The 18,800-nt window shown below is 75.0% G+C and carries 15 protein-coding genes; 7 read left to right on the top strand and 8 right to left on the bottom strand.

The annotated features are described in order from the left end of the window. Positions 1-44 precede the first annotated feature (44 nt). From AB0C21_RS29580 to AB0C21_RS29590, 3 genes are all read left to right on the top strand, one after another. Entirely contained in the window at positions 45-1,850 is a 1,806-nt protein-coding gene (locus AB0C21_RS29580; protein WP_500208597.1) for a sensor histidine kinase, read from the top strand. Further along, positions 1,841-2,515, top strand: coding sequence for a response regulator transcription factor (locus AB0C21_RS29585; protein ID WP_149258741.1), 675 nt, complete (start codon positions 1,841-1,843; stop codon positions 2,513-2,515). Before AB0C21_RS29580 ends, AB0C21_RS29585 begins: the two co-directional genes overlap by 10 nt. Positions 2,516-2,816: 301 nt before the next feature. Further along, the gene (locus tag AB0C21_RS29590) at positions 2,817-4,583 is read left to right on the top strand and encodes a sensor histidine kinase (protein WP_500208598.1); all 1,767 of its coding nucleotides are present in this window, start codon (positions 2,817-2,819) and stop codon (positions 4,581-4,583) included. Between the two features lie 23 nt (positions 4,584-4,606). On the opposite strand, the gene AB0C21_RS29595 is transcribed toward AB0C21_RS29590, so the two are convergent. Beyond that, the gene (locus AB0C21_RS29595; protein ID WP_500208600.1) at positions 4,607-5,224 is read right to left on the bottom strand and encodes a Maf family protein; all 618 of its coding nucleotides are present in this window, start codon (positions 5,222-5,224) and stop codon (positions 4,607-4,609) included. Positions 5,225-5,291: 67 nt separating this feature from the next. On the opposite strand from AB0C21_RS29595, the gene AB0C21_RS29600 reads away from it, so the two are divergent. Continuing rightward, positions 5,292-6,110 (top strand): inositol monophosphatase family protein, encoded by an 819-nt coding sequence (locus AB0C21_RS29600; protein WP_500208601.1) that lies wholly within the window; start codon positions 5,292-5,294, stop codon positions 6,108-6,110. Here AB0C21_RS29600 and AB0C21_RS29605 read toward each other — a convergent pair. From AB0C21_RS29605 to AB0C21_RS29635, 7 genes are all read right to left on the bottom strand, one after another. Next, complete coding sequence (locus tag AB0C21_RS29605; RefSeq protein ID WP_500208603.1) at positions 6,064-8,283, bottom strand: NACHT domain-containing protein; 2,220 nt, start codon at positions 8,281-8,283, stop codon at positions 6,064-6,066. The two genes, AB0C21_RS29600 and AB0C21_RS29605, sit on opposite strands and share 47 nt — an antisense overlap. 211 nt (positions 8,284-8,494) lie before the next feature. Next, positions 8,495-9,124 (bottom strand): TetR/AcrR family transcriptional regulator, encoded by a 630-nt coding sequence (locus AB0C21_RS29610; RefSeq protein ID WP_149258739.1) that lies wholly within the window; start codon positions 9,122-9,124, stop codon positions 8,495-8,497. Between the two features lie 13 nt (positions 9,125-9,137). Then, entirely contained in the window at positions 9,138-9,416 is a 279-nt protein-coding gene (locus tag AB0C21_RS29615) for an oxygenase MpaB family protein (protein WP_500208605.1), read from the bottom strand. Positions 9,417-9,485: 69 nt separating this feature from the next. Further along, positions 9,486-9,881 (bottom strand): STAS domain-containing protein, encoded by a 396-nt coding sequence (locus tag AB0C21_RS29620; protein ID WP_500208606.1) that lies wholly within the window; start codon positions 9,879-9,881, stop codon positions 9,486-9,488. A gap of 115 nt (positions 9,882-9,996) precedes the next feature. After that, positions 9,997-11,634, bottom strand: coding sequence for an ABC transporter permease (locus tag AB0C21_RS29625; RefSeq protein WP_500208608.1), 1,638 nt, complete (start codon positions 11,632-11,634; stop codon positions 9,997-9,999). After that, positions 11,631-12,533 (bottom strand): ABC transporter ATP-binding protein, encoded by a 903-nt coding sequence (locus tag AB0C21_RS29630; protein WP_500208609.1) that lies wholly within the window; start codon positions 12,531-12,533, stop codon positions 11,631-11,633. The genes AB0C21_RS29625 and AB0C21_RS29630 overlap by 4 nt, the downstream gene beginning before the upstream one ends. Continuing rightward, positions 12,526-13,200 carry a TetR/AcrR family transcriptional regulator gene (locus tag AB0C21_RS29635; protein WP_500208610.1) on the bottom strand — a complete coding sequence of 225 codons (675 nt, stop codon included), beginning with the start codon at positions 13,198-13,200 and terminating at the stop codon, positions 12,526-12,528. Before AB0C21_RS29635 ends, AB0C21_RS29630 begins: the two co-directional genes overlap by 8 nt. Before the next feature lie 117 nt (positions 13,201-13,317). On the opposite strand from AB0C21_RS29635, the gene AB0C21_RS29640 reads away from it, so the two are divergent. Genes AB0C21_RS29640 through AB0C21_RS29650 form a run of 3 tightly spaced genes read left to right on the top strand, consistent with a single transcriptional unit; the run spans position 13,318 to position 18,795 of the window. Next, entirely contained in the window at positions 13,318-14,367 is a 1,050-nt protein-coding gene (locus AB0C21_RS29640; protein WP_500208612.1) for a FecCD family ABC transporter permease, read from the top strand. Then, entirely contained in the window at positions 14,364-15,380 is a 1,017-nt protein-coding gene (locus AB0C21_RS29645; RefSeq protein ID WP_500208613.1) for a FecCD family ABC transporter permease, read from the top strand. Before AB0C21_RS29640 ends, AB0C21_RS29645 begins: the two co-directional genes overlap by 4 nt. Positions 15,381-15,432: 52 nt before the next feature. Continuing rightward, positions 15,433-18,795 carry a non-ribosomal peptide synthetase gene (locus AB0C21_RS29650; protein WP_500208615.1) on the top strand — a complete coding sequence of 1,121 codons (3,363 nt, stop codon included), beginning with the start codon at positions 15,433-15,435 and terminating at the stop codon, positions 18,793-18,795. Positions 18,796-18,800 lie beyond the last annotated feature (5 nt).

Below are 18,800 nucleotides of genomic sequence, written 5' to 3' on the forward strand. Positions count from 1 at the left end.
GGCAGGATGCGGACCGAGGCACCAGCATGGAAAGGATGGTCGTGGTGATTTCCGCGCCACGCAGGCGCAGGTCGCCGCCGTGGTTCGGGACGGAGACGAGGCGCGCGCTCGTCGCCGGTGCGGCGGTCGCGGGGCTGGCGCTCCTCGCGGGCTGGCCCTACTGGCGGGACCATCCGGCGGCCGCCGCGATCACGCTGGTGAGCTGCGCCGCCATCGCCGTGGTGGGCGTGCTGCTCGCGACCGGGCCGCGCACCCGCCGCACCGGGCTGCTGTTCGCGGCCGCGTCGGTGTTCTGGGCGGTCAACTGGGCCGCGAGCTGGGACGCGACCCTCGGGCCAATAATGTCGCCCTACGCGCAGGCCGACTTCTACCTCGCGCTCGCCGTCGGCGTCCTGCTCTACCCGGGCGGGCGGCTGGAGTACCTGGCCGACCGGATCTGGACGACCATGGCGTGCGTGATCCTGTGGGGCTGCCCCACGGCGATGTGGGTCACGTCCGAGCCGGAATGGGCCGCGTTCCGGGGCGAGTCGGTCTGGTGGCCCGCCCTCTACCCCGACCTGGAGACCTTCGAGACCGTGCTGCGGGTCTCCGCCGCGCTGTACCTCTTCCTCGCCCTCGCGTTCCTCGTCGTCCTCGCGCTGCGGCTGCCGCGGATGGGGCGGATGCGGCGCCTGCTCGCACTGCCCGTCACCGTCGCGATCGGGTTCGTCGGCGTCTCGGCGGCGCTCACCCAGAAGCCCACCATGGAGCCGTCGATCCCGCTGGACGACCTGCTGCACGTCTACGTGGTCCAGGGCGCGATCGTCGTCCTGGTCCCCCTGACCCTGCTGGCCTCGGGGCTGCGGCTGCGCATCGCCGAGCTGGCCGTCGCGGGGCGGATGCTCCGGCTGACCGCCCCGGTGTCGGTCGAACGGGTCCGCGACGCGCTGCGCGACGTCCTGCACGACCCGACGCTGGAGCTGTGGTTCTGGGCGCCGACGGAGCAGACCTACGTCGACACCGCGGGGCGTCCCGTCGACCTGGACCCGGAGGCCGACGGCGCGGAGCGCGTGGAGGACGGCGGTCCGGCGGGTGACGGCGGGCGCTGGCGGCACCGGGTGCGGGGCGCCGCCGGGGAGCCGCTCGCGGTCGTCGAGCTCGGCGGCGCGCTCCGCGACCACGGCTCGCTCGTGGAGGCCGCGCTCGTCGCGGGCGGCCGGGCACTGGAGACCGCGCGGCTGCAAGCCGGCGTGCAGGCGGGCCTGGAGCAGGTCAGGGCCGCCTACCGGCGCCTCGTCCGGGCCGAGGCCGCCGAGCGCGAACGCCTCGCCCGCGACCTGCACGACGGCGCGCAGCAGCGGCTGCTGGCGCTCGGCGCGATGCTCGGCACACTGGAGGCCGTCACCGGCGACCCGGCGGTGAAGGAGCACGCCCGCACGTGCCGCGCCGAGCTGAAGCAGGCCCTCGCCGAGCTGCGCACGCTCGCGCGCGAGGTGCAGCCGGCGCTGCTCGTCCAGGACGGCCTCGGCCCGGCGCTGGAGGTCGTCGCCGAGCGGCTCGGCACCCGGGTGGCGCTCGACGTCACGCCGCGGCGGTTCTCCCGCGAGGTCGAGTCCACGCTTTACACCGCGCTTTGCGAGACCCTGTCGTACGCTGTCGACCTCGCCCGTGCGACCCGGATCCTCGTGCGGGTCGGCGAGGAGGACGGACGCGTCGTCGCCGAGGTCGGACTCGACGGCGCCGGCTCCGCCGATCCCGCCGCCGCACTGGCCGGTCCGTCCGGCCGGATCAGGGCCCTGCGCGGTGAGGTGGAAGTCGGCGGCGGCCCCCGCGCGGGCATGACGGTAAGGATGGACCTCCCATGCGAGTAGCCGTGGCGGAGGACAGCGGGATCTTCCGGCAGGCCCTGGTCACCCTGCTCACCACGGTCGGGATCGAGGTCGTGGCGTCCGCCGGGTCCGGCGAGGAGCTGCTGGCCCGCGTCGCCGACGACCCGCCCGACGCCGCGATCCTCGACCTGCACATGCCGCCGACCTTCACCAACGAGGGCGTCGTCGCGGCGCGCCGGCTGCTGGAGCGCCACCCCGGCCTCGGGGTCCTCGTCCTGTCCGCCTTCAACGAGACCCCGCAGGCGATGGAGCTGTTCCGCGGCAGGCCGCGCGGCGTCGGGTACCTGCTGAAGGACCACGTCACGGACGTGGAGAACCTGCGCTCGGCGCTGGAGCGCGTCGTCGGCGGCGAGGTCGTCATCGACCCCGACGTGGTGACCAGGCTGGTCGAGGCGCGGCACCGCGAGCAGGAGCTGGCCCGGCTGTCTGGGCGCGAGCGGGAGGTCCTGGCGCTGATGGCGGAGGGGCACTCCAACGCCGGCATCGGCAGGCGGCTGCACTTGTCCGCCCGCACCGTCGAGGACCACGTGCGGGCCATCTTCGGCAAGCTCAAGATCACCTCGCCCGGCGGGCCGCCCGGCCCCCAGGACAGCAACAAGCGGGTGCTCGCCGTCCTGACCTGGCTGCGCGCCGCCGAGACCCGCTGACCGGTACCGGACACACCCGGCCCGCGTCACTCGCGTGCGCCCGCGTCCCGCGCATCGATCGAATAACGGACCCTCGCGTTTACGCGGCGGCGGTGGGGAAACTGTCCGTGCGAGTCCGGTCGCGTCAGGTGACCCCGGTGGTGGCCCCCGCACGCCACCGCGAGACGCCGCGGGCCCGTGCACGGGTCCTCGACGCGGCCGTCACGCCACGTGCCCATGCTCCCGGTGCCGCCCCGCGCGCACATCCGGGAAAACCCCCGTCCCGGACGGTGGTTTCCCGGGACGACACGGAAGGATCGCGGTGAGGCCCGTCCCCCGGTGGCCGCCGTGGCTCGGCGCGCGGGTCCGCCGCGCCCTCGCCGCGGGCGGGGCGGTCGCGGTCGCGGCGCTGGCCTGCGGCTGGCCGCACTGGCGCGCCCAGCCCGCCGCCGCCGCGGTCACCCTCCTGTGCTGCGGCGGGTTCGCCGTCGCGGGCGGGCTGTTCGCGGCGGGGCGGACGGCCCGCCGCACCGGCGCGGCGGTCGTCACCGCCGCCGCCGCGTGGGCCGTCACCTGGACGGCGGCCTGGAACACTGGTGCGGCCCCGCTGGTGTCGGTGTTCGCCCAGTCGGCGTTCTTCTTCGCGATCGGCGTCGGCGTCCTGCTGTACCCGGCCGGGCGGCTGGAGGGCGCCGCCGCGCGGCTGTGGACCGGCGCCGCCGTCCTGATCATGTTCGGCGGCCAGGCGCTGCTGTGCGCCGTCTCCCGGCCGGCGTGGAACGGCTTCGCGGCGTCGGCGGCGTGGCCGGCGCTGCGGCCCGAGCACGCGGTGTTCCACGACGTCCAGCGCGGCATGACCGCCGCGATGACGGTGCTGGCCGGCGCCCTGGTGGTGATCCTGGCGGCCCGCCTGCTCCGCGCGGGGCGGCTGGACCGCGCGCTCGCCGTCCCCGTCGCGGTCGCCGTGGCGTTCGGCGTCACCGGCGCTCTCGCGGTCCAGCACAGTCTCGTCGGCAGGGACGTGGACCTGGCGGAGGTACTGGAGGTCTACCTCTTCCAGGGCGTCTTCGCCACCGTGCTGCCGCTCGCGTTCCTCGGTACCGCGCTGCGCGCCCGGCTGGCCGAGCTGACCGTCGCCGAGCGGATGCAGCGGCTGCTCGTCGCCCCCCTCTCGGTGGCGCGCGTCCGCGACGCGCTCCGCACCGTCCTGGGCGACGACGCCCTCGACCTGTGGATGTGGGCGGACGGCGGCTACGTCGACGTGGACGGCCGCCGCATGCGCGACGCGCCCGGAGGCGCGGAGGGACGCTGGCGGCACGAGGTCCGCACGTCCGGCGGCGAGCCACTCGCCACCGTCGACCTCGCCGCCGCGCTCCGCGACCACGGGGCGCTCGTCGACGCGGCGCTGGTCGCGGGCGGCCGCGCGCTGGAGACCGTCCGGTTGCAGGCCGCCGCGCAGGCCAACCTGGAACGGGCGCGCGAGGCCCGCGAGCGCCTGGTGCGCGTGCAGGCGGCCGAGCGCGAGCGGCTCGCCGCCGACCTGAAGCACAGCGCCCAGCAGCGGCTGCACGCGCTGGAGGAGATGCTCGCCCGGCTGGAGGACGCGGCGGCCGACCCGCGGGCCCGGGAGCAGGCCCGCACCTGCCGCCGGGAGCTGGCCGAGGCGGTCGCCGAACTGGAGGCCCTGGCCCGCGGCATGCACCCGGCCATCCTCGCCGACGCCGGGCTGGGGCCGGCGATGGAGCTGGTCGCGGCCCGCACGCCCCTGCCCGTCCACCTCGACCTGCCCGCCGGCCGGTTCCCCCCGGAGGTCGAGTCGACCCTCTACTTCGCGCTCTGCGAGGCCCTCACCAACGCCGTCAAGCACGCCCGCGCCGACGCGATCCACCTGACCGTCCGCCCGGGACCGGACGGGATCGCCGCCGAGGTCCGCGACGACGGCGTCGGCGGCGCCGCCCCGCGCCCGCGCGGCGGCCTGGCGGGCCTCACCGACCGTGTCGGCGCCCTGCGCGGCCTGGTCACCGTCCAGAGCCCGCCCGGCGAGGGCACCACCGTCCGCATCGTCCTCCCGTCCCCCGAGCCCCCTTGACCCCGACCGCCGACCGCGGATGGTCACGGCATCGCGGAATGCGCGGGCCAGACTTCCGCCAGTGGCACGCCCACGTCCCGGAACAACCTGCGCAGTACCGGGAGCGACAGTCCCATCACGGTGCCCGCGTCTCCGTCGATCCCCTCGACGAACCAGGCGCCCAGGCCTTCGAGAGTGAACGCCCCGGCAACCTGCAGCGGCTCGCCGGTCGCGACGTAGGTGGCGATCTCCTCATCGGTCGGGGAGCCGAAGCGCACCTCGGTGCTCGCCGTCGCCGCGACCACCGCGCCCGTGGCGGTGTCGACGACGCAATGCCCGGTGTGGAGCGTGCCCTTCCCGCCGCGCCGGGCCTGCCACCAGCGCGCGGCCTCCTCCGCCGACGGCGGCTTGCCGAACGGCCTGCCGTCGATCTCCAGCAGTGAGTCGCACCCGACGACCAGGGCGTCCCCGGCCGTGTTCCCCGCCGTGCCCGCGACCGCGCACGCCTTGGCACGGGCCAGCCTGTCCACCAGCGCCGCGACCGAACCGGCCGCGATCCCCTCCTCGTCCACGCCGCTGACGACGACGTCGGGTTCGAGCCCCGCCCGGCGCAGAATCAACAGCCTCGCGGGCGAGGCGGACGCGAGCACGATCCTCCGCATCCGGCCAGCCTAGAGTGTGGCGTCCGCGGCCACAGCGCCGTCGACCGCGCCGGTCTAGGCTGGACGGATGCGCGACGGTTCCGAACTCGGCGATGCCGACCTCCACGCGGACGTGGCCCATCGGGCGGTGGCGGCGGCGCTCGAGGTGGCCCGCGCGCACTTCGGCAGGACACTGGACGTGGAGGTCAAGGGGCCGCGCGGCGACGTCGTGACGCGGGTCGACCGGGAAGCGGAGCGGCTCATCGTCACCGCGCTGCATGAGCGTTTCCCCGGGCACACCATCGAAGCCGAGGAGTCGGGCACGCTGTTCGCCGGATCCGACCACGTCTGGCTCGTGGACCCGCTCGACGGCACCAACAACTACGCCTACGGCCTGCCAGTCTACGGCGCGGCCGTGACCCTGTGCCACCGCGGGGAGCCGGTTGTGGCGGCGGTCGGGGAGGCGCACACCGGCGACATCGCCTGCGCGGTGAGGGGCCGCGGCGTGACCGTCAACGGCCGGCGCTTCGAGCGGACGAGCCCGCTGCCCACCGCCCTGCCCGCCACCGCCCTGTGGGTCGGCTACCACACCCAGGCCGACCGGCGGCTCGGCGCGCTCACCTCGGTTCTGCACGCGCGGAGCCGGCGCCTGTTCTCGACCTGGGCGCCGACGATCGACGTCTTCCTCTACCTGCGCGGCGGGCTCGACGCGATCACGATCTATCAGTGCACCGGCACCGAGCTGCTCGGTTCCCTGCTTGTCCTCAGGGAGGCAGGGGCCGAGGTCAGAGGGGCGGACGGGCTCCTCGTGCCCCGGCTCGCCGACCTGCCCGACCTCAGTTTCGCGGGGGCGCCGGCGGTCACCCTTCCCCTCCTGGACGCGCTGTCTCCGGTGACAGCGCCCTGAGCTCGGCGCGGAGCAGCATGCGCTGCCGCTCGTACTCGGGGCCGAGTCCGGGGTCGGAGGCACTGGTCAGCGACTCCAGCTCCCGCAACGCCTCGCCCTCGCGATCGAGGAGGTAGCGGCGGCGGTCGGGATTGCACAGCAGGGCGCGCACCGTGTACAGGTCCATGACCCTGATGCGGCGGTAGGCAGGTGACTTCACATGCCGGACGGTCGCCCGAAAGAAGCGCCCGCACTCGGGATGGTTGTCGTCCAGCCACAGCCCGTCGCCGAAGGCCTGGTCGCCGTAGTAGATGCGGTTGTAGCCCATGTGGAACGACTCGGCCTCATGATCGGTCTCCATGCGCTTGACGAACTCGTCGAGGAGTTCGTGCCGGTCGTGGTGGAGCGCGTCGGCCACGGCCACGGCGCGCTGGAGGAACGGGTGGTCGGGGAAGAGGCCGCCCGAACGCAGGAGGTCCATCGTGGAGGCGTCCGCGACGATCGGCAGCAGGTTGGCCGCCTGCTGTGCCGCCATCAGATAGCCGGTGCCCGCCCGGATGTCGACCCGGTTGAGCACGGCGAGGAACGTCGCCTCGGTCGCGGCGCGCTTGTCCGGATCGGCCGCCGTGGCGAGCAGCAGTTCGCGGACGAAGTCGATGACCTCGTCCGGCAGCGGGTGCAGGAGCAGTCCGGTCTTGTCCCCGCGGTGCTCCGCGCGCCGCTCGTCGAGGCATCTGACGACGTGGCGCGCGACGCAGAACTCGAAGAACGACTTGTGGACGAAGCGGTAGCGCCGCCTGTCGTTGGAGATGATGAGGAAGGACCGGTGGACGAGCTCGCGGCAGATCTCGTCGACCGTCCCGTCCACGAAGATGCACGTCTCCAGCCAGCGGTCAGCGATCCGACGCAGCTCGTCGGCCTCCACGAGCAGGTCCTTCAGCTCGAAGTGGCCCCAGCCGCGGCCCGACGCCAGTGACTTGGAGAAGATCTCCCAGGCCACGCACTCGATCAGCTCGCCCTTCTGCCACCAGGTGAGCTTGGCGGGCTCCTTGGCCTGCTCCCGCTGGAGCCATTTGTCGACGTACCGGCTGTAGATGGCCGAGGTCTCTCCGCCGTGCCCTATGGACAGAAAGCTGTCGGACTCGTGGTCCTGCAGGACCAGGTCGAGGAGGACCTCTGCCGTCATCCGCAGGATCAGCGGCCGGGCGACGGCCTCCCGCAGGGAGGGGTTGCCGCCGATGATCCTGATGAGCTCATCGGCCAGTGCCGGATGGCCCCGCGCGGTCGCGTACCACCGGAGGAACACGGCGCCCTGCTCCTCGAACCGCAGCGGCAGCAGGCGCCCCGTGCTCGTGAAGCCGGCCATGAGCTCGGTGGCGTCGACGTAAATGCTGTAGAACGCCGTCCGCGACGTCAGCAGGGACGGGAACCGGAACAGGCCGAACAGGCTCTCCGGCACGATGCTGGTCAGCAGGTGCGGGGAGCGCATCACCGGCGCCTCGTCCAGGCCGTCGCACACCAGGACGAACCGGCCGGCCTCCAGCAGGCCGGCGAGCTTGGGCGCGTCCGGGAGCGTGACTTCGGAGGCCAGCTGCTCCTTGAGCCAGAGCGCCTGCTCCTCGCCCCGGGTGAGGCCGGCGTCCGGTGACTGCGTCTGCGGCCGCAGCGCGTTCAGATGCAGGAACAGCGGGCAGGGCGCCCCGCGAGGGGAGGCGGCGAAAGCATCGGCGAGGCGGGCGAAGACGAGACCGGCGATGAGGGATTTGCCCGATCCCGGTTCGCCCATCAGCATCACTTTCTCCCCGCTCCGCAGGACGTCGGTAAGGTCGTCCACGATGGGGCGGCCGTCCATCAGCGCGCCGGAGCCGGAGAAGAACGGGTCGACGAAGCCGAACCCGGCCCGCAGCCGTTCCTCGTGCGTGCGGGGGGAGGCGCTGCCCTCCACGGGGAGTCGCGCCGCCAAGGCCTCGACCTCCTCGCGGTGGTAGGCGCGGAGCCTGCGTGTCTCCTGGAAGCCGAGCCGGTGGCGCGCCAGCACGAGCCGCAGGCCGGCGATTCCGGCCAGGAGGGCGACTCCGGCCGCCGCGAGCCAGTGGGAGGCAAGGAAGAGCCAGGCGACGGTCGCGACGGCGGCGAGGGTGCCGAGCCTTTCGACCCAGTCCAGCAGTTCTCTGGCGGCCTTCACTTGCCGCATCCCGGGCGCCCGGTGCGGGGACGGCCTGACCGGACGGTTCATGGAAGCGCTGACCCCCTGTCCGCGGTGTGGGGCGCCCGCCCGGCGGGCCTACGGCACCGGACCGATACCGATCCCCAGTTGAGCACCTCCCCGCTCCCGTTCCGGGGCGCACGGCGCCGGGATGACCGGGTGTGGCCGTCGCCGGATGCGGCCGACAGCGCGGGCGCGTTCAGGAGGGGGTGTTGCGGACGATCGGGAGGAGGTAGCGGCGGGCGAAGGCGCGGGCGCCGGTGTCGTCGAGGGGGATGTGGCCGTCGGGGGTGAGGACGAGCGAGTGCGTGAGGCGGACCAGGATCTCCGCGACGACCTCGGGGTCGACGTCCGCCGGTGCGTCGCCGAGGCGCTGCGCGGTGCGCAGCCGGCCGGCCAGGTAGCCGCGGGCCGCGGCGAGCAGCGGGCCCGCCTTGACCGTGGCGTGCGGCAGGAACAGCTCGGGCTCGACGACCATGAGGCGGGTCATGAGCCGCTGCTCGCGGCTGATCCGCAGGGTGACCGCGAACCCCTCGACGATGCGCTCCTCCAGGGTGGGGAGCGCCGCGACGGCCTCGTCCAGCTCGGCGAAGAAGCGCCGCGCCTCCCGCAGCAGGACGCCGGTGACGAGGTCGCCCTTGGTGGGGAAGCGGCGGTAGATCGTGGCGCGGCCGAGGCCGGACTCGCGCGCGACGTCGTCCATGGTGGTGCGGCGCGGGCCGTAGGTCTCGAAGGACCGCAGGGCGGCGTCCAGGATGCGGTCGGTCTGCGGCTCGCTCTCCGGACCGCCGGTGAGCAGGCTCCGCAGGAGTTCGTCGTCGCTCGTCATCGTGCGGCCGACTCTAGCCGCCGCGCGCCCGCCGGGCCGCGCGTACGGCGCGGGCGGCGGCGGGGGAGCCGCGCGGCGGGGCAGGCGTGGCGGCGTGGGCCAGGCGGACGCCCCGCGCGAAGAGGTCGAAGCGGCGCTGGTCGAACGCAGTCCAGCGCAGGCCGAAGCGTTCCCGCAGGACGGGCGGGAGCGCCGCGATGCCCGTCGTGCGCAGCAGCCGCGTCGGGGGGAGCGCGAGCCCCGTCCACACGGCCCTCGGGAGCGGCCAGGACGCGGGCGGTGGCAGGGGCACGCGGTCGAGCCGTTTTCGTATCACCGTATGGATCCAGCGGCAAGGGCCCGGCCCGGGGAGGGGGCGGGCTCAGCGGGCGGACAGTGCGGCGAGGGCCTCCTCGGGGGTCCGGTGGGCGATGAGGTGCCGGTCCAGGCCGCTGCGCTCGATGATCGTGCGGAACCGGCGCTCCGGGCGGGCCAGGACGAGTTCGCCCCCGGACCCGTGCGCGGCCTTCCACAGCGTGATCATCGCGTTCAGTCCCGAGGAGTCGCAGAAGCTCACCCGCCCGACGTCCAGCACCACCAGCGGCGGGCCGCCCATGGCCCGCATGTCGGCGAGGACGTGCTCGCGCAGCGTGTCGGACGTCAGGAGGGTGAGTTCCCCCTCCGCCTCGACCAGCAGGCAGGGGCCGCGGATGTCGCTGCGGATCCGCAACGGGTCGATGGGGGTTCCCTCCGGCGGGCCGCCGGGGCCAAGGGGCATGGTGATCACCTTCCGTAGTCGCAAGACTGCGGAGTACCCATGAAAGGGGAGGTCATGCGGGGTTCCCGGGCGGGCCTGCCGGGGCCCGCCCGGGAACCGCCGCCGACCGCCCGGATCAGGTGACGTCGCGGCGGCGGAAGGCGGCCAGTCCGGCCGCCGCCAGGGCGGCCGCCACCGCGGTGAGCCCGGCGAGGGGGAGCGGGTCGGCGTCGCCGCCGGGCAGCTTCGGGGTGTGGGTGAACGGGGACAGGTCCATGACCGCCTGCGGGAGGTCCAGCAGCGGCCCCACCTGCCCGAGGAGCAGGAAGACGGTGAGGACGCCCCAGGCGGCGGACGTCGCGCGGGGGAGCGCCCCGAACAGCAGCACCGCCGCGGCGGCGACGACCCAGACCGCGGGGAGCTGGGCGAGCGCCGCGCCGATCTGGCGCGGGAGCTGCCCCGCCAGGTCGCCCGACCGGGCTCCGTGGACCAGGCCCACGGCCAGGCCGGTGGCGGCGAGCATGACCACCGTCCCCGCGACGGTGTTGGCCAGCCCGGCGAGGGCCCAGCGGGTGCGGCCGACGGCGGTGGCGAGGACGGGCTCCAGGCGCCCGGCGCTCTCCTCCGCGCGCATCCGCAGGACGCTCTGCACCGCGAAGGCGGCGGCGTACAGCGCCATGAGGCCCATGGCCGTGGCGAGGAAGGCGTCCGCGAGGTCCTGCTGCCCGCCCATCTTGCGGATGTCGTTCAGGACGGTGTCGCTGCCGTTGACCAGGTCGCCGATGCCGTCCGCGACGCCGCCGATGGCCAGCCCGTACACGAGGACTCCGGCGGACCAGCCGAGCACCGACCCGCGCTGCAGCCGCCACCACAGGGCGAGCGGGCCGCGCAGGGACGGCGGGGCGTGCGCGGGGCCGAGGGAGGGGGCGAGGATCCCGGCGCCGAGGTCGCGCCGCTCGGTCAGCAGGTAGGCGGCGGCGACCAGCACCGCGAACGCCAGGAGGGGCAGCAGGAGCACGGCCCACTGCTCTCCCGCGCACGGGCGCAGGCGCTGCGCCCAGCCGATCGGCGACAGCCACGACAGCCAGTGCGCCGAGCCCGCGTCGGCCGCGCCGCGCAGCAGGTAGGCCGCGCCGAGGACGGCGAACGCCAGGCCGTTCGCCAGCCGGGACGTCTCGGCGAGCTGGGCGGTGAGCGCCGCGACCCCGGAGAACACCAGCCCGGCGCCGAACCAGGACAGGCCGAACGCGACCGCACCGGCCGCCGGAAGTCCGAACAGGACCATGACGAGCGCGACCGCGGCCGCCAGGGTGCCGGCGGCGGTCACGGCGGTCAGGAGCGCCGCCGTGAGCGGCGCGCGGCGCCCGACGGCGGCGGCGCCGACGAGCTCCAGCCGGCCGGCCTCCTCCTCGGCGCGCGTGTGCCGGACGACCAGCAGGACGCACATGACCGCGGTGAACGCGGCGCCGGTCGCGCCGACCCGCCACGCGCTGAGCCCCGCGACGCTGCCGTCGTTCAGGACCGGCCCGTAGAGGATCCGCGTGGAGGGGTTGTCGCCGATGCCGCGCGCGAAGGTCTCGCGCGCGGCCGCCGTGCCGTACTCGTGCTTGAAGCTGTAGACGGTGCTCGCGACGAGGGCGGTCAGCGCGTAGATCCAGGCCGGCATCATGACGCGGTCGCGGCGCAGCCAGATCTTCAGCAGCATGCCGGCGCCGGTGAGTCCGCCGCCGCCGGCGGCGGCGCGCGCGGGGGCGCGCAGGGTCGTGGCGGTCATGACGCGGCCCCCCGGGCGAGGTCGTCCTCGTAGTGGCGCAGGAACAGCTCCTCCAGCGTGGGCGGCCGGCTCGTGAGGGTCCGGACGCCGATCCGGGTGAGCTGCTTGAGCGCGGCGTCCAGCTCGGAGGTGTCGACCTGGAACTCGATGGTGGTGCCGTCGATGCGGACGTCGTGCGCCCCCGGCAGCGGGACGCCGTCCGGCGCGCCGGCGAGCTCGGCGTGGATGGACGTGCGGGTCAGGTGCCGCAGCTCGTCGAGCGTCCCGGTCTCGACCGTCTTGCCCTTGCGGATGATGGTGACGCGGTCGCAGAGCGCCTCCACCTCGCTGAGGATGTGGCTGGACAGCAGGACGGTGCGCCCGGCGCGCTTCTCGTCCCGCACGCACTCCTGGAAGACCTCCTCCATGAGCGGATCGAGACCGGAGGTCGGCTCGTCCAGGATGAGGAGTTCCGCGTCGGACGCGAACGCCGCGACGAGGGCGACCTTCTGCCGGTTGCCCTTGGAGTAGGCGCGGCCCTTCTTCTTCGGGTCGAGCTCGAAGCGGTCGAGCAGCTCGTCGCGCCGGCCCTCGTCGAGCCCGCCGCGCAGCCGCCCGAGCAGGTCGATGACCTCGCCGCCGGACAGGTTCGGCCACAGCGTGACGTCGCCCGGGACGTAGGCGATGCGGCGGTGCAGGGCGGTGGCGTCGCGCCAGGGGTCGCCGCCGAGCAGGCTCGCGGCGCCGGAGTCGGCGCGCATCAGGCCGAGCAGGACGCGGATGGTCGTGGACTTCCCGGCGCCGTTCGGGCCGAGGAACCCGTGCACCTCTCCGGGCGCCACGCGCAGGTCGAGGCCGTCGAGCGCGCGCGTCCGGCCGAACGTCTTGACCAGGCCATCGGCCCGGACCACGTCATTCATCGTCGTCTCCCTTGAGGCCGGCCTCGTACCGGTCCATCGCCGCGTGGGCGCGCGCGGCGAACTCCGGGTCGAGCAGCCGGTCGTCGAAGATCTCCAGGACCGCGCGGCGCAGCCGCACCGATCCCTCGGGGGTGAAGGTGTCGGCGCCGAGGACCCGGGTGAGGTGCTGGTGCAGCACCTCCATCCCGGTCGTCATCGCGACGACGGCGGCGGCATAGGCCTGCACGTCGCGGGTGGTGGGCGGTGCGACGCCCGGCGGCGGGTCCGCGAAGTACCGCTCGGTCGTGGCGACCAGGTCGTCGAACATCCGGGCCGCCGCCTCCGAGCCGTCGACGAGCGCGCGGGCCAGGTAGCGCCGCACGGGCAGGTCCGCCTGGACGGTCGCGGCCACGAACGCGGGGTCCGCCATCGCCTCGCCGCCGGACGTCGAGCTGAGCTCGCGGACCATGTCGAGCGCGTAGGCGTCGCATGCCTCGCGCAACTCCTCCTTCGATCCGAAGTGGTGCTGGACGAGCCCGACCGAGACGCCCGCGGCCTCGGCGATCCCGCGGAACGTCGCGCCCTTCATGCCGTGCTCGGCGAACTGCAGCAGCGCCGCGTCCCGGATCCGGGCCCGCGCCGTCAGGTCCTCCGGCGCCGGGCCGCCGTCCCGGCCGGTCCTCGCCATCCGCACACCTCCAATACAAGCGTTCAAGTTCCAATATTCGTGTATACCATACGCGCATATCGTGATTGACGTCGAGGGGGCATTGAGAGGCGAGTTAGCTTAGGCTAGCCTTACTTCATGCTGCCCTCCGCGCTGCGACGCCCGCCGAGAAGTCCGCAACGGCGGGGCCGGGCGCGCGGCGTGCGCCTGTGGTGGGCGGTCCTGCTCACGGCGGCGCTGCCGCTGACGGTCGGGGCGAGCCTCGCGATCGGCGCCGGACATGTCCCGCTCGCCGACGTGCTTCCCGGCGTGTTCTCCCCGGACGGCGGCTCCCGGGCGCAACTGATCGTGCATGAGCTGCGGCTGCCCCGCACCCTGCTCGGCGTCGCCGTCGGCATGGCGCTCGGGCTGGCGGGCGCGGTGATGCAGGCGCTCACCCGCAACCCGCTCGCCGAGCCGGGCCTGCTCGGCGTGAACGGCGGCGCGGCCCTCGCGGTCGTCCTCGTCATCGGCGCGTTCCGTGCCGACGACGTGCTCGTCCACGTGTGGGCGGCGTTCGCGGGCGCGGCCGGCGCGGCCGGCCTCGTCTACATGATCGGCGCCCGGGGGCGCGGCGGGGCGTCGCCCGCGCGGCTCGTGCTCGCCGGGGCCGCCGTCAACGCCGTCTTCAGCGCGCTGACGGCCGGGGTCATGCTCTTCACCCCGCACACCTTCGGCGGCTTCCGGTTCTGGCAGGTCGGCACGCTGGGCGGCCGCGACGTGCAGGTCCTCCTGCGCGTCCTGCCGTTCGTCCTGGCCGGGACAGTGCTCGCGCTGGCGCTCGCCCGTCCGCTGAACGCCCTCGGCCTGGGCGACGACGCGGGCCGCGCCCTCGGCTCCCGTCCCGGCGGGACCCGGGCGCTCGCGGCGCTCGCGGTGGTGCTGCTGTGCGGGGCCGCGACGGCGGCGGCCGGGCCGATCGCGTTCCTCGGGCTGGCCGTCCCGTTCGCCGTCCGGACGGCGGTCGGCCCGGACCAGCGGCTCGTCCTGCCCTGCTCGCTGCTGCTCGCGCCCGTCCTGCTGCTGGGCGCGGACATCATCGGCCGCGTCGTCGCGCCGGGAGAGCTGGAGACCGGCATCGTCACCGCGTTCCTAGGAGCGCCGCTGTTCGCGGTGATGGTACGGAGGGGAAGGACGCGCGAGCTGTGAGGGTCGTCCGTGCGGCCGGGATGTCGCTGCGCTGGGAGCCGCGGACGGCGGCGGTATGCGGGGTCGTGGCGGCGGTCGCGGTCTGCGCCGCCGTTCTCGTCGTCGGCTCGGGGGAGTTCCCCATCGCGCCGCCGGACGTGGTGCGCGTCCTCCTCGGCGAGGGCGACCGGGCCACCGCGTTCATCGTGACGACTTTGCGCCTGCCGCGCGCCGTCACCGGCCTGCTCGCCGGCCTCGCGCTCGGCCTCGCCGGAGCGGTCTTCCAGAGCATCTCCCGCAACCCGCTCGGCAGCCCCGACCTCATCGGCTTCACCACCGGCTCGGCCACTGGCGCGCTGCTGCAGATCCTGGTGTTCGGCGGCGGCGCCTTCGCGATCGCCGCCAGCTCGGTCGCGGGCGCGGTGCTGACCGCGCTGGCGGTGTACCTGGCCGCCTACCGCCGGGGGACCGGCGTGCACGGCATGCGGCTGGTGCTGATCGGCGTCGCGGCGGCGGCGATGCTGGAGGCGCTCAACTCCTACCTCATCACCCGCGCCGAACTGCGCGAGGCGTACGAGGCCGCGTTCTGGCTGACCGGCAGCCTGAACGGGCGCGACTGGGACCAGGCCGTCCCGCTCGCGCTCGCGCTGGCGGTGCTCGTCCCCGCGGCGCTCCTCCTGGCCCGCCCGCTCGGCATGGGGGAGCTCGGCGACGACGCCGCCCGGGCGCTCGGCGTGCCCGTCCAGCGGACCCGGGCACTGCTGACCGTCGCCGGGGTGGGCCTCGCCGCGGCGGCGACCGCGGCGGCCGGGCCCGTCCCGTTCGTGGCGCTCGCCGCGCCGCAGCTCGCCCGGCGGCTGACGCGGCGGCCCGGCGCGCAGCTGGTGCCCGCCGCGCTGACCGGGGCCGCGCTGCTCGCGAGCGCGGACCTGGTCGCGCTGCACCTGCCGGTCGCGGTGCCGGTCGGCGTCGTCACCGGCGTCCTCGGCGGGGTCTACCTGGCCTGGCTGCTGGCCTCCGCCGGCCGGCGTTGACGGAGAGATCCCACTTAATTAGGTTAGCCTTACCTAATTTGAAGGGATTTTCGTGCTGACCTGGGATGAGCTCCACGCCGCGCTGGCCGAGGTGCTGGGCGAGCGCGCGGAGCCGGACGACAACCTCATCGAGCTGGGCATGGACTCGATCCGGCTCATGCAGCTCACCGGCCGGCTCCGGCGCCGCGGCATCGAGATCCGCTTCGCCGAGCTGGCCGAACGTCCGACGCTCGCCGGGTGGTGGGACCTGCTCGCCGGGAAGGGCCAGGTCGAGGCGGCGGCGAGGCCCCTCCCGGCCGCCGGCGCGGACGCCGTCGAACCGGACGGCCCCTTCCCGCTCGGGCTCATGCAGCACGCGTACTGGATCGGCCGCGACTCCGGCCAGGAGCTCGGCTCCGTCGCCGCCCACCTGTACGTCGAGCTGGACGGGCGCCCGATCGACCCGTCCCGCTTCGAGTCGGCCGTGGGCGCGCTGGTGCGGCGGCACCCCATGCTGCGCGCCGCCGTCCGCGACGACGGCACGCAGCGGATCCTCCCCGAGCGTCCCGGGCCGCTCGTCACCGTCCACGACCTGCGCTCGTCGGACGAGCCCGGCGCCGAACTGGAGCGCGTCCGGGACGAGATGTCGCGGCAGCGGCTCCCCATCGAGGACGGCCGCGTCTTCGACGCCCGGCTGAGCCTCCTCCCCGGCGGCACCGCGCGCCTCCACCTGGACGTCGACATGGTCGCCGCCGACGCGATGAGCTACCGCGTCATGCTCGCCGACCTCGCGGCGCTGTACGAGGGCGAGGCGCTCGCGCCGATCCGCTACGGCTACGCCCGCTACCTCGCCGCCGACCCCCGCGCCGAGGCCCGCGCCGCGGACCGCCGCTGGTGGGCCGACCGGCTCGCCGGCCTGCCCGGGCCGCCGGAGCTGCCGGTCGTCCCGGAGCCGGGGGACCGCGTCGAGCGCCAGCACCACTGGCTGCCGCCGGCAGACAAGGACCGCTTCATCGCCCGCGCGCACGCCGAGGGGGTCACGCCCGCCATGGCGCTGGCCGCCCTGTTCGCCGAGGTGATCGGGGCCTGGTCGGCGGCGCCGCGGTTCCTGCTGAACCTGCCGCTGTTCCACCGCGAGCCCGTCCACCCCGACGTCGACAAGGTCGTCGGCGACTTCACCGGGTCCGTCCTGCTGGAGGCCGACCTCACCGAGGACCTCCCGTTCGTCGCCCGCGCCCGCGCACTGCAGGCGAACCTGCACACGGCGGGCGCGCACGGCGACTACTCGGGTCTGGAGGTGCTGCGCGACCTGTCGCGGCTCCGCGGCGAGCAGGTGCTGGCCCCGATCGTCTACACCAGCGCCCTGAATCTCGGGGAGCTGTTCGGCGACCGCGTCCGCGAGCTGTTCGGCGAACCCGCGTGGATCATCTCGCAGGGCCCGCAGGTGCTGCTGGACGCGCAGGTGACCGAGGTGTCCGGCGGCCTGCTGCTGAACTGGGACGTGCGCCTGCCCGCGTTCCCGGACGGCGTCGCCGAGGCGATGTTCGGCGCCTACACCGCCGCGATCACCCGCCTCGCCGCCCCCGGCGCCGACTGGGACGCGCCCCTCGGCATCGCCGCCCCGCCCGCCCAGCTCCGCGTCAGGCACAGGCTGAACGCCACGCCCGCGCCCCCGCGGCGCACGCTGACCGAGGGGTTCTTCGCGCACGCCGCCCGCCGTCCGGACGCGCCCGCCCTGCACTGGGGCGACGACGGGACGATGACCTACGGCGAGCTCGCCGACCGCGCTCTGCGGATCGCCTCGGCGCTGGCGGCCGAAGGCGTCCGCCCAGGCGACCGGGTCTCGATCGAGCTCCCGAAAGGACCGGACCAGGCCGCCGCCGTGCTCGGGGTGCTCGCGGCCGGCGCCGCCTACGTCCCGATCGGTCCCGAGCAGCCGGACGCGCGGCGCGCCCGGATCCGCGCGGGCGCCCGCGTCGCCGCCTCGCTCACTCCGGGCCGAGTCGCGAACTGCGAGCCGCTGGCGGCGCCGGTGGCCGTGCGCCCCGACCAGGTCGCCTACGTGCTGTTCACCTCCGGGTCGACGGGGGAGCCCAAGGGCGTGGAGGTCTCCCACGGCGCGGCGATGAACACCATCGGCGACCTGGGCGAGCGGTTCGCGATCGGGGAGGACGACGCCACGTTCGCGGTTTCGGCGCTCGACTTCGACCTGTCGGTGTTCGACCTGTTCGCCGCCTGGCACGCGGGCGGCGCGGTCGTCGTCCCGGACGAGGACGAGCGGCGCGACGCCGCCCGGTGGGGCGAACTGCTGCGGCGCTGGTCGGTGACCGTCCTGAACTGTGTCCCGTCCGTCCTGGAGATGCTGCTGTCCGCCGGCCCGGCGGAGAGCCTGCGGCTCGTCCTGCTCGGCGGCGACTGGGTGGGGACGCACCTGCCCGGGCTCCTGCGGGAGCGTGCGCCGGGCTGCCGCTTCGCGGCGCTCGGCGGCACCACCGAGACGGCGATCCACTCGACGGTGCAGGAGGTCGCGGGCGAGGTCCCGGCCGACTGGCACGCCGTCCCGTACGGGGTGCCGCTGCGCGGGGTCGCGTGCCGGGTGGTGGACGTGCTGGGCCGCGACCGCCCCGACCGGGTCGCCGGAGAGCTGTGGATCGGCGGCGCCGGTGTCGCGGACGGCTACGTCGGCGACCCCGACCGGACGGCCGACCGGTTCGTCGTCCACGAGGGGGTGCGCTGGTACCGGACCGGCGACCTGGCCCGCTACCGCCCGGACGGGACCATCGAGTTCCTCGGCCGCCGCGACCACCAGGTCAAGCTGCGCGGCTTCCGGATCGAACTCGGCGAGATCGAGGCCGCGCTGCGCGACCATCCCGCCGTGGAGCGCGCCGCCGCGCTCCTCGCCGGCGGCCGACTCGCCGCCGCAGTGGCGGCGCCCGCCGGGACCGACCGGGACGCGGTCCTCGCCCGCGTCCGCGACCTGCTGCCCCCGCACATGGTCCCGGAACTGCTCGTGCGCGTGGACGACCTGCCGCTCACCGCGAACGGCAAGGTCGACCGCAAGGCCCTCACGGCCCTCGCCTCCGCCGAGGCCGGCGAGGCGGCCGCGGACCACGCCGAGCCGGAGACGGCCCTGGAGAAGGTGCTGGCCCGGATCGTCGCCGAGGTGCTGGGGAGGGAACGCGTGGGCGCGGACGCCGACTTCTTCGCCCTCGGCGGCGACTCCGTCCTCGCCACCACCGTGCTCGCGCGGCTGCGCGAGGCGCTCGACACGACGGCGCTGCCGGTCCGCGTCCTGTTCGCCGAGCGGACGGTCGCGCGGATCTGCCGCCGGTTCACCGAGCTGGAGGAGACCCCGGGCCGCCTGGAGGCGGTCGCCGCCATCTGGCTGGAGGTCGAGGCCATGACCGAGGAGGAGCTCACCGCTCGCCTCGGGTGAGCCCG

Origin of the sequence: Spirillospora sp. NPDC049024, assembly GCF_040649235.1 — a bacterium.
In the GTDB taxonomy this organism is placed as follows: Bacteria; Actinomycetota; Actinomycetes; order Streptosporangiales; family Streptosporangiaceae; genus Spirillospora.

Bases quoted from the DNA above. Each gene is read 5' to 3' on its own strand.
- AB0C21_RS29605 (WP_500208603.1), bottom strand. From the start codon at position 8,283: ATGCGGCAAGTGAAGGCCGCCAGAGAACTGCTGGACTGGGTCGAAAGG.
- AB0C21_RS29625 (WP_500208608.1), bottom strand. From the start codon at position 11,634: ATGACCGCCACGACCCTGCGCGCCCCCGCGCGCGCCGCCGCCGGCGGC.
- AB0C21_RS29635 (WP_500208610.1), bottom strand. From the start codon at position 13,200: ATGGCGAGGACCGGCCGGGACGGCGGCCCGGCGCCGGAGGACCTGACG.
- AB0C21_RS29620 (WP_500208606.1), bottom strand. From the start codon at position 9,881: ATGCCCCTTGGCCCCGGCGGCCCGCCGGAGGGAACCCCCATCGACCCG.
- AB0C21_RS29630 (WP_500208609.1), bottom strand. From the start codon at position 12,533: ATGAATGACGTGGTCCGGGCCGATGGCCTGGTCAAGACGTTCGGCCGG.
- AB0C21_RS29595 (WP_500208600.1), bottom strand. From the start codon at position 5,224: ATGCGGAGGATCGTGCTCGCGTCCGCCTCGCCCGCGAGGCTGTTGATT.
- AB0C21_RS29610 (WP_149258739.1), bottom strand. From the start codon at position 9,124: ATGACGAGCGACGACGAACTCCTGCGGAGCCTGCTCACCGGCGGTCCG.
- AB0C21_RS29585 (WP_149258741.1), top strand. From the start codon at position 1,841: ATGCGAGTAGCCGTGGCGGAGGACAGCGGGATCTTCCGGCAGGCCCTG.
- AB0C21_RS29600 (WP_500208601.1), top strand. From the start codon at position 5,292: ATGCGCGACGGTTCCGAACTCGGCGATGCCGACCTCCACGCGGACGTG.
- AB0C21_RS29640 (WP_500208612.1), top strand. From the start codon at position 13,318: ATGCTGCCCTCCGCGCTGCGACGCCCGCCGAGAAGTCCGCAACGGCGG.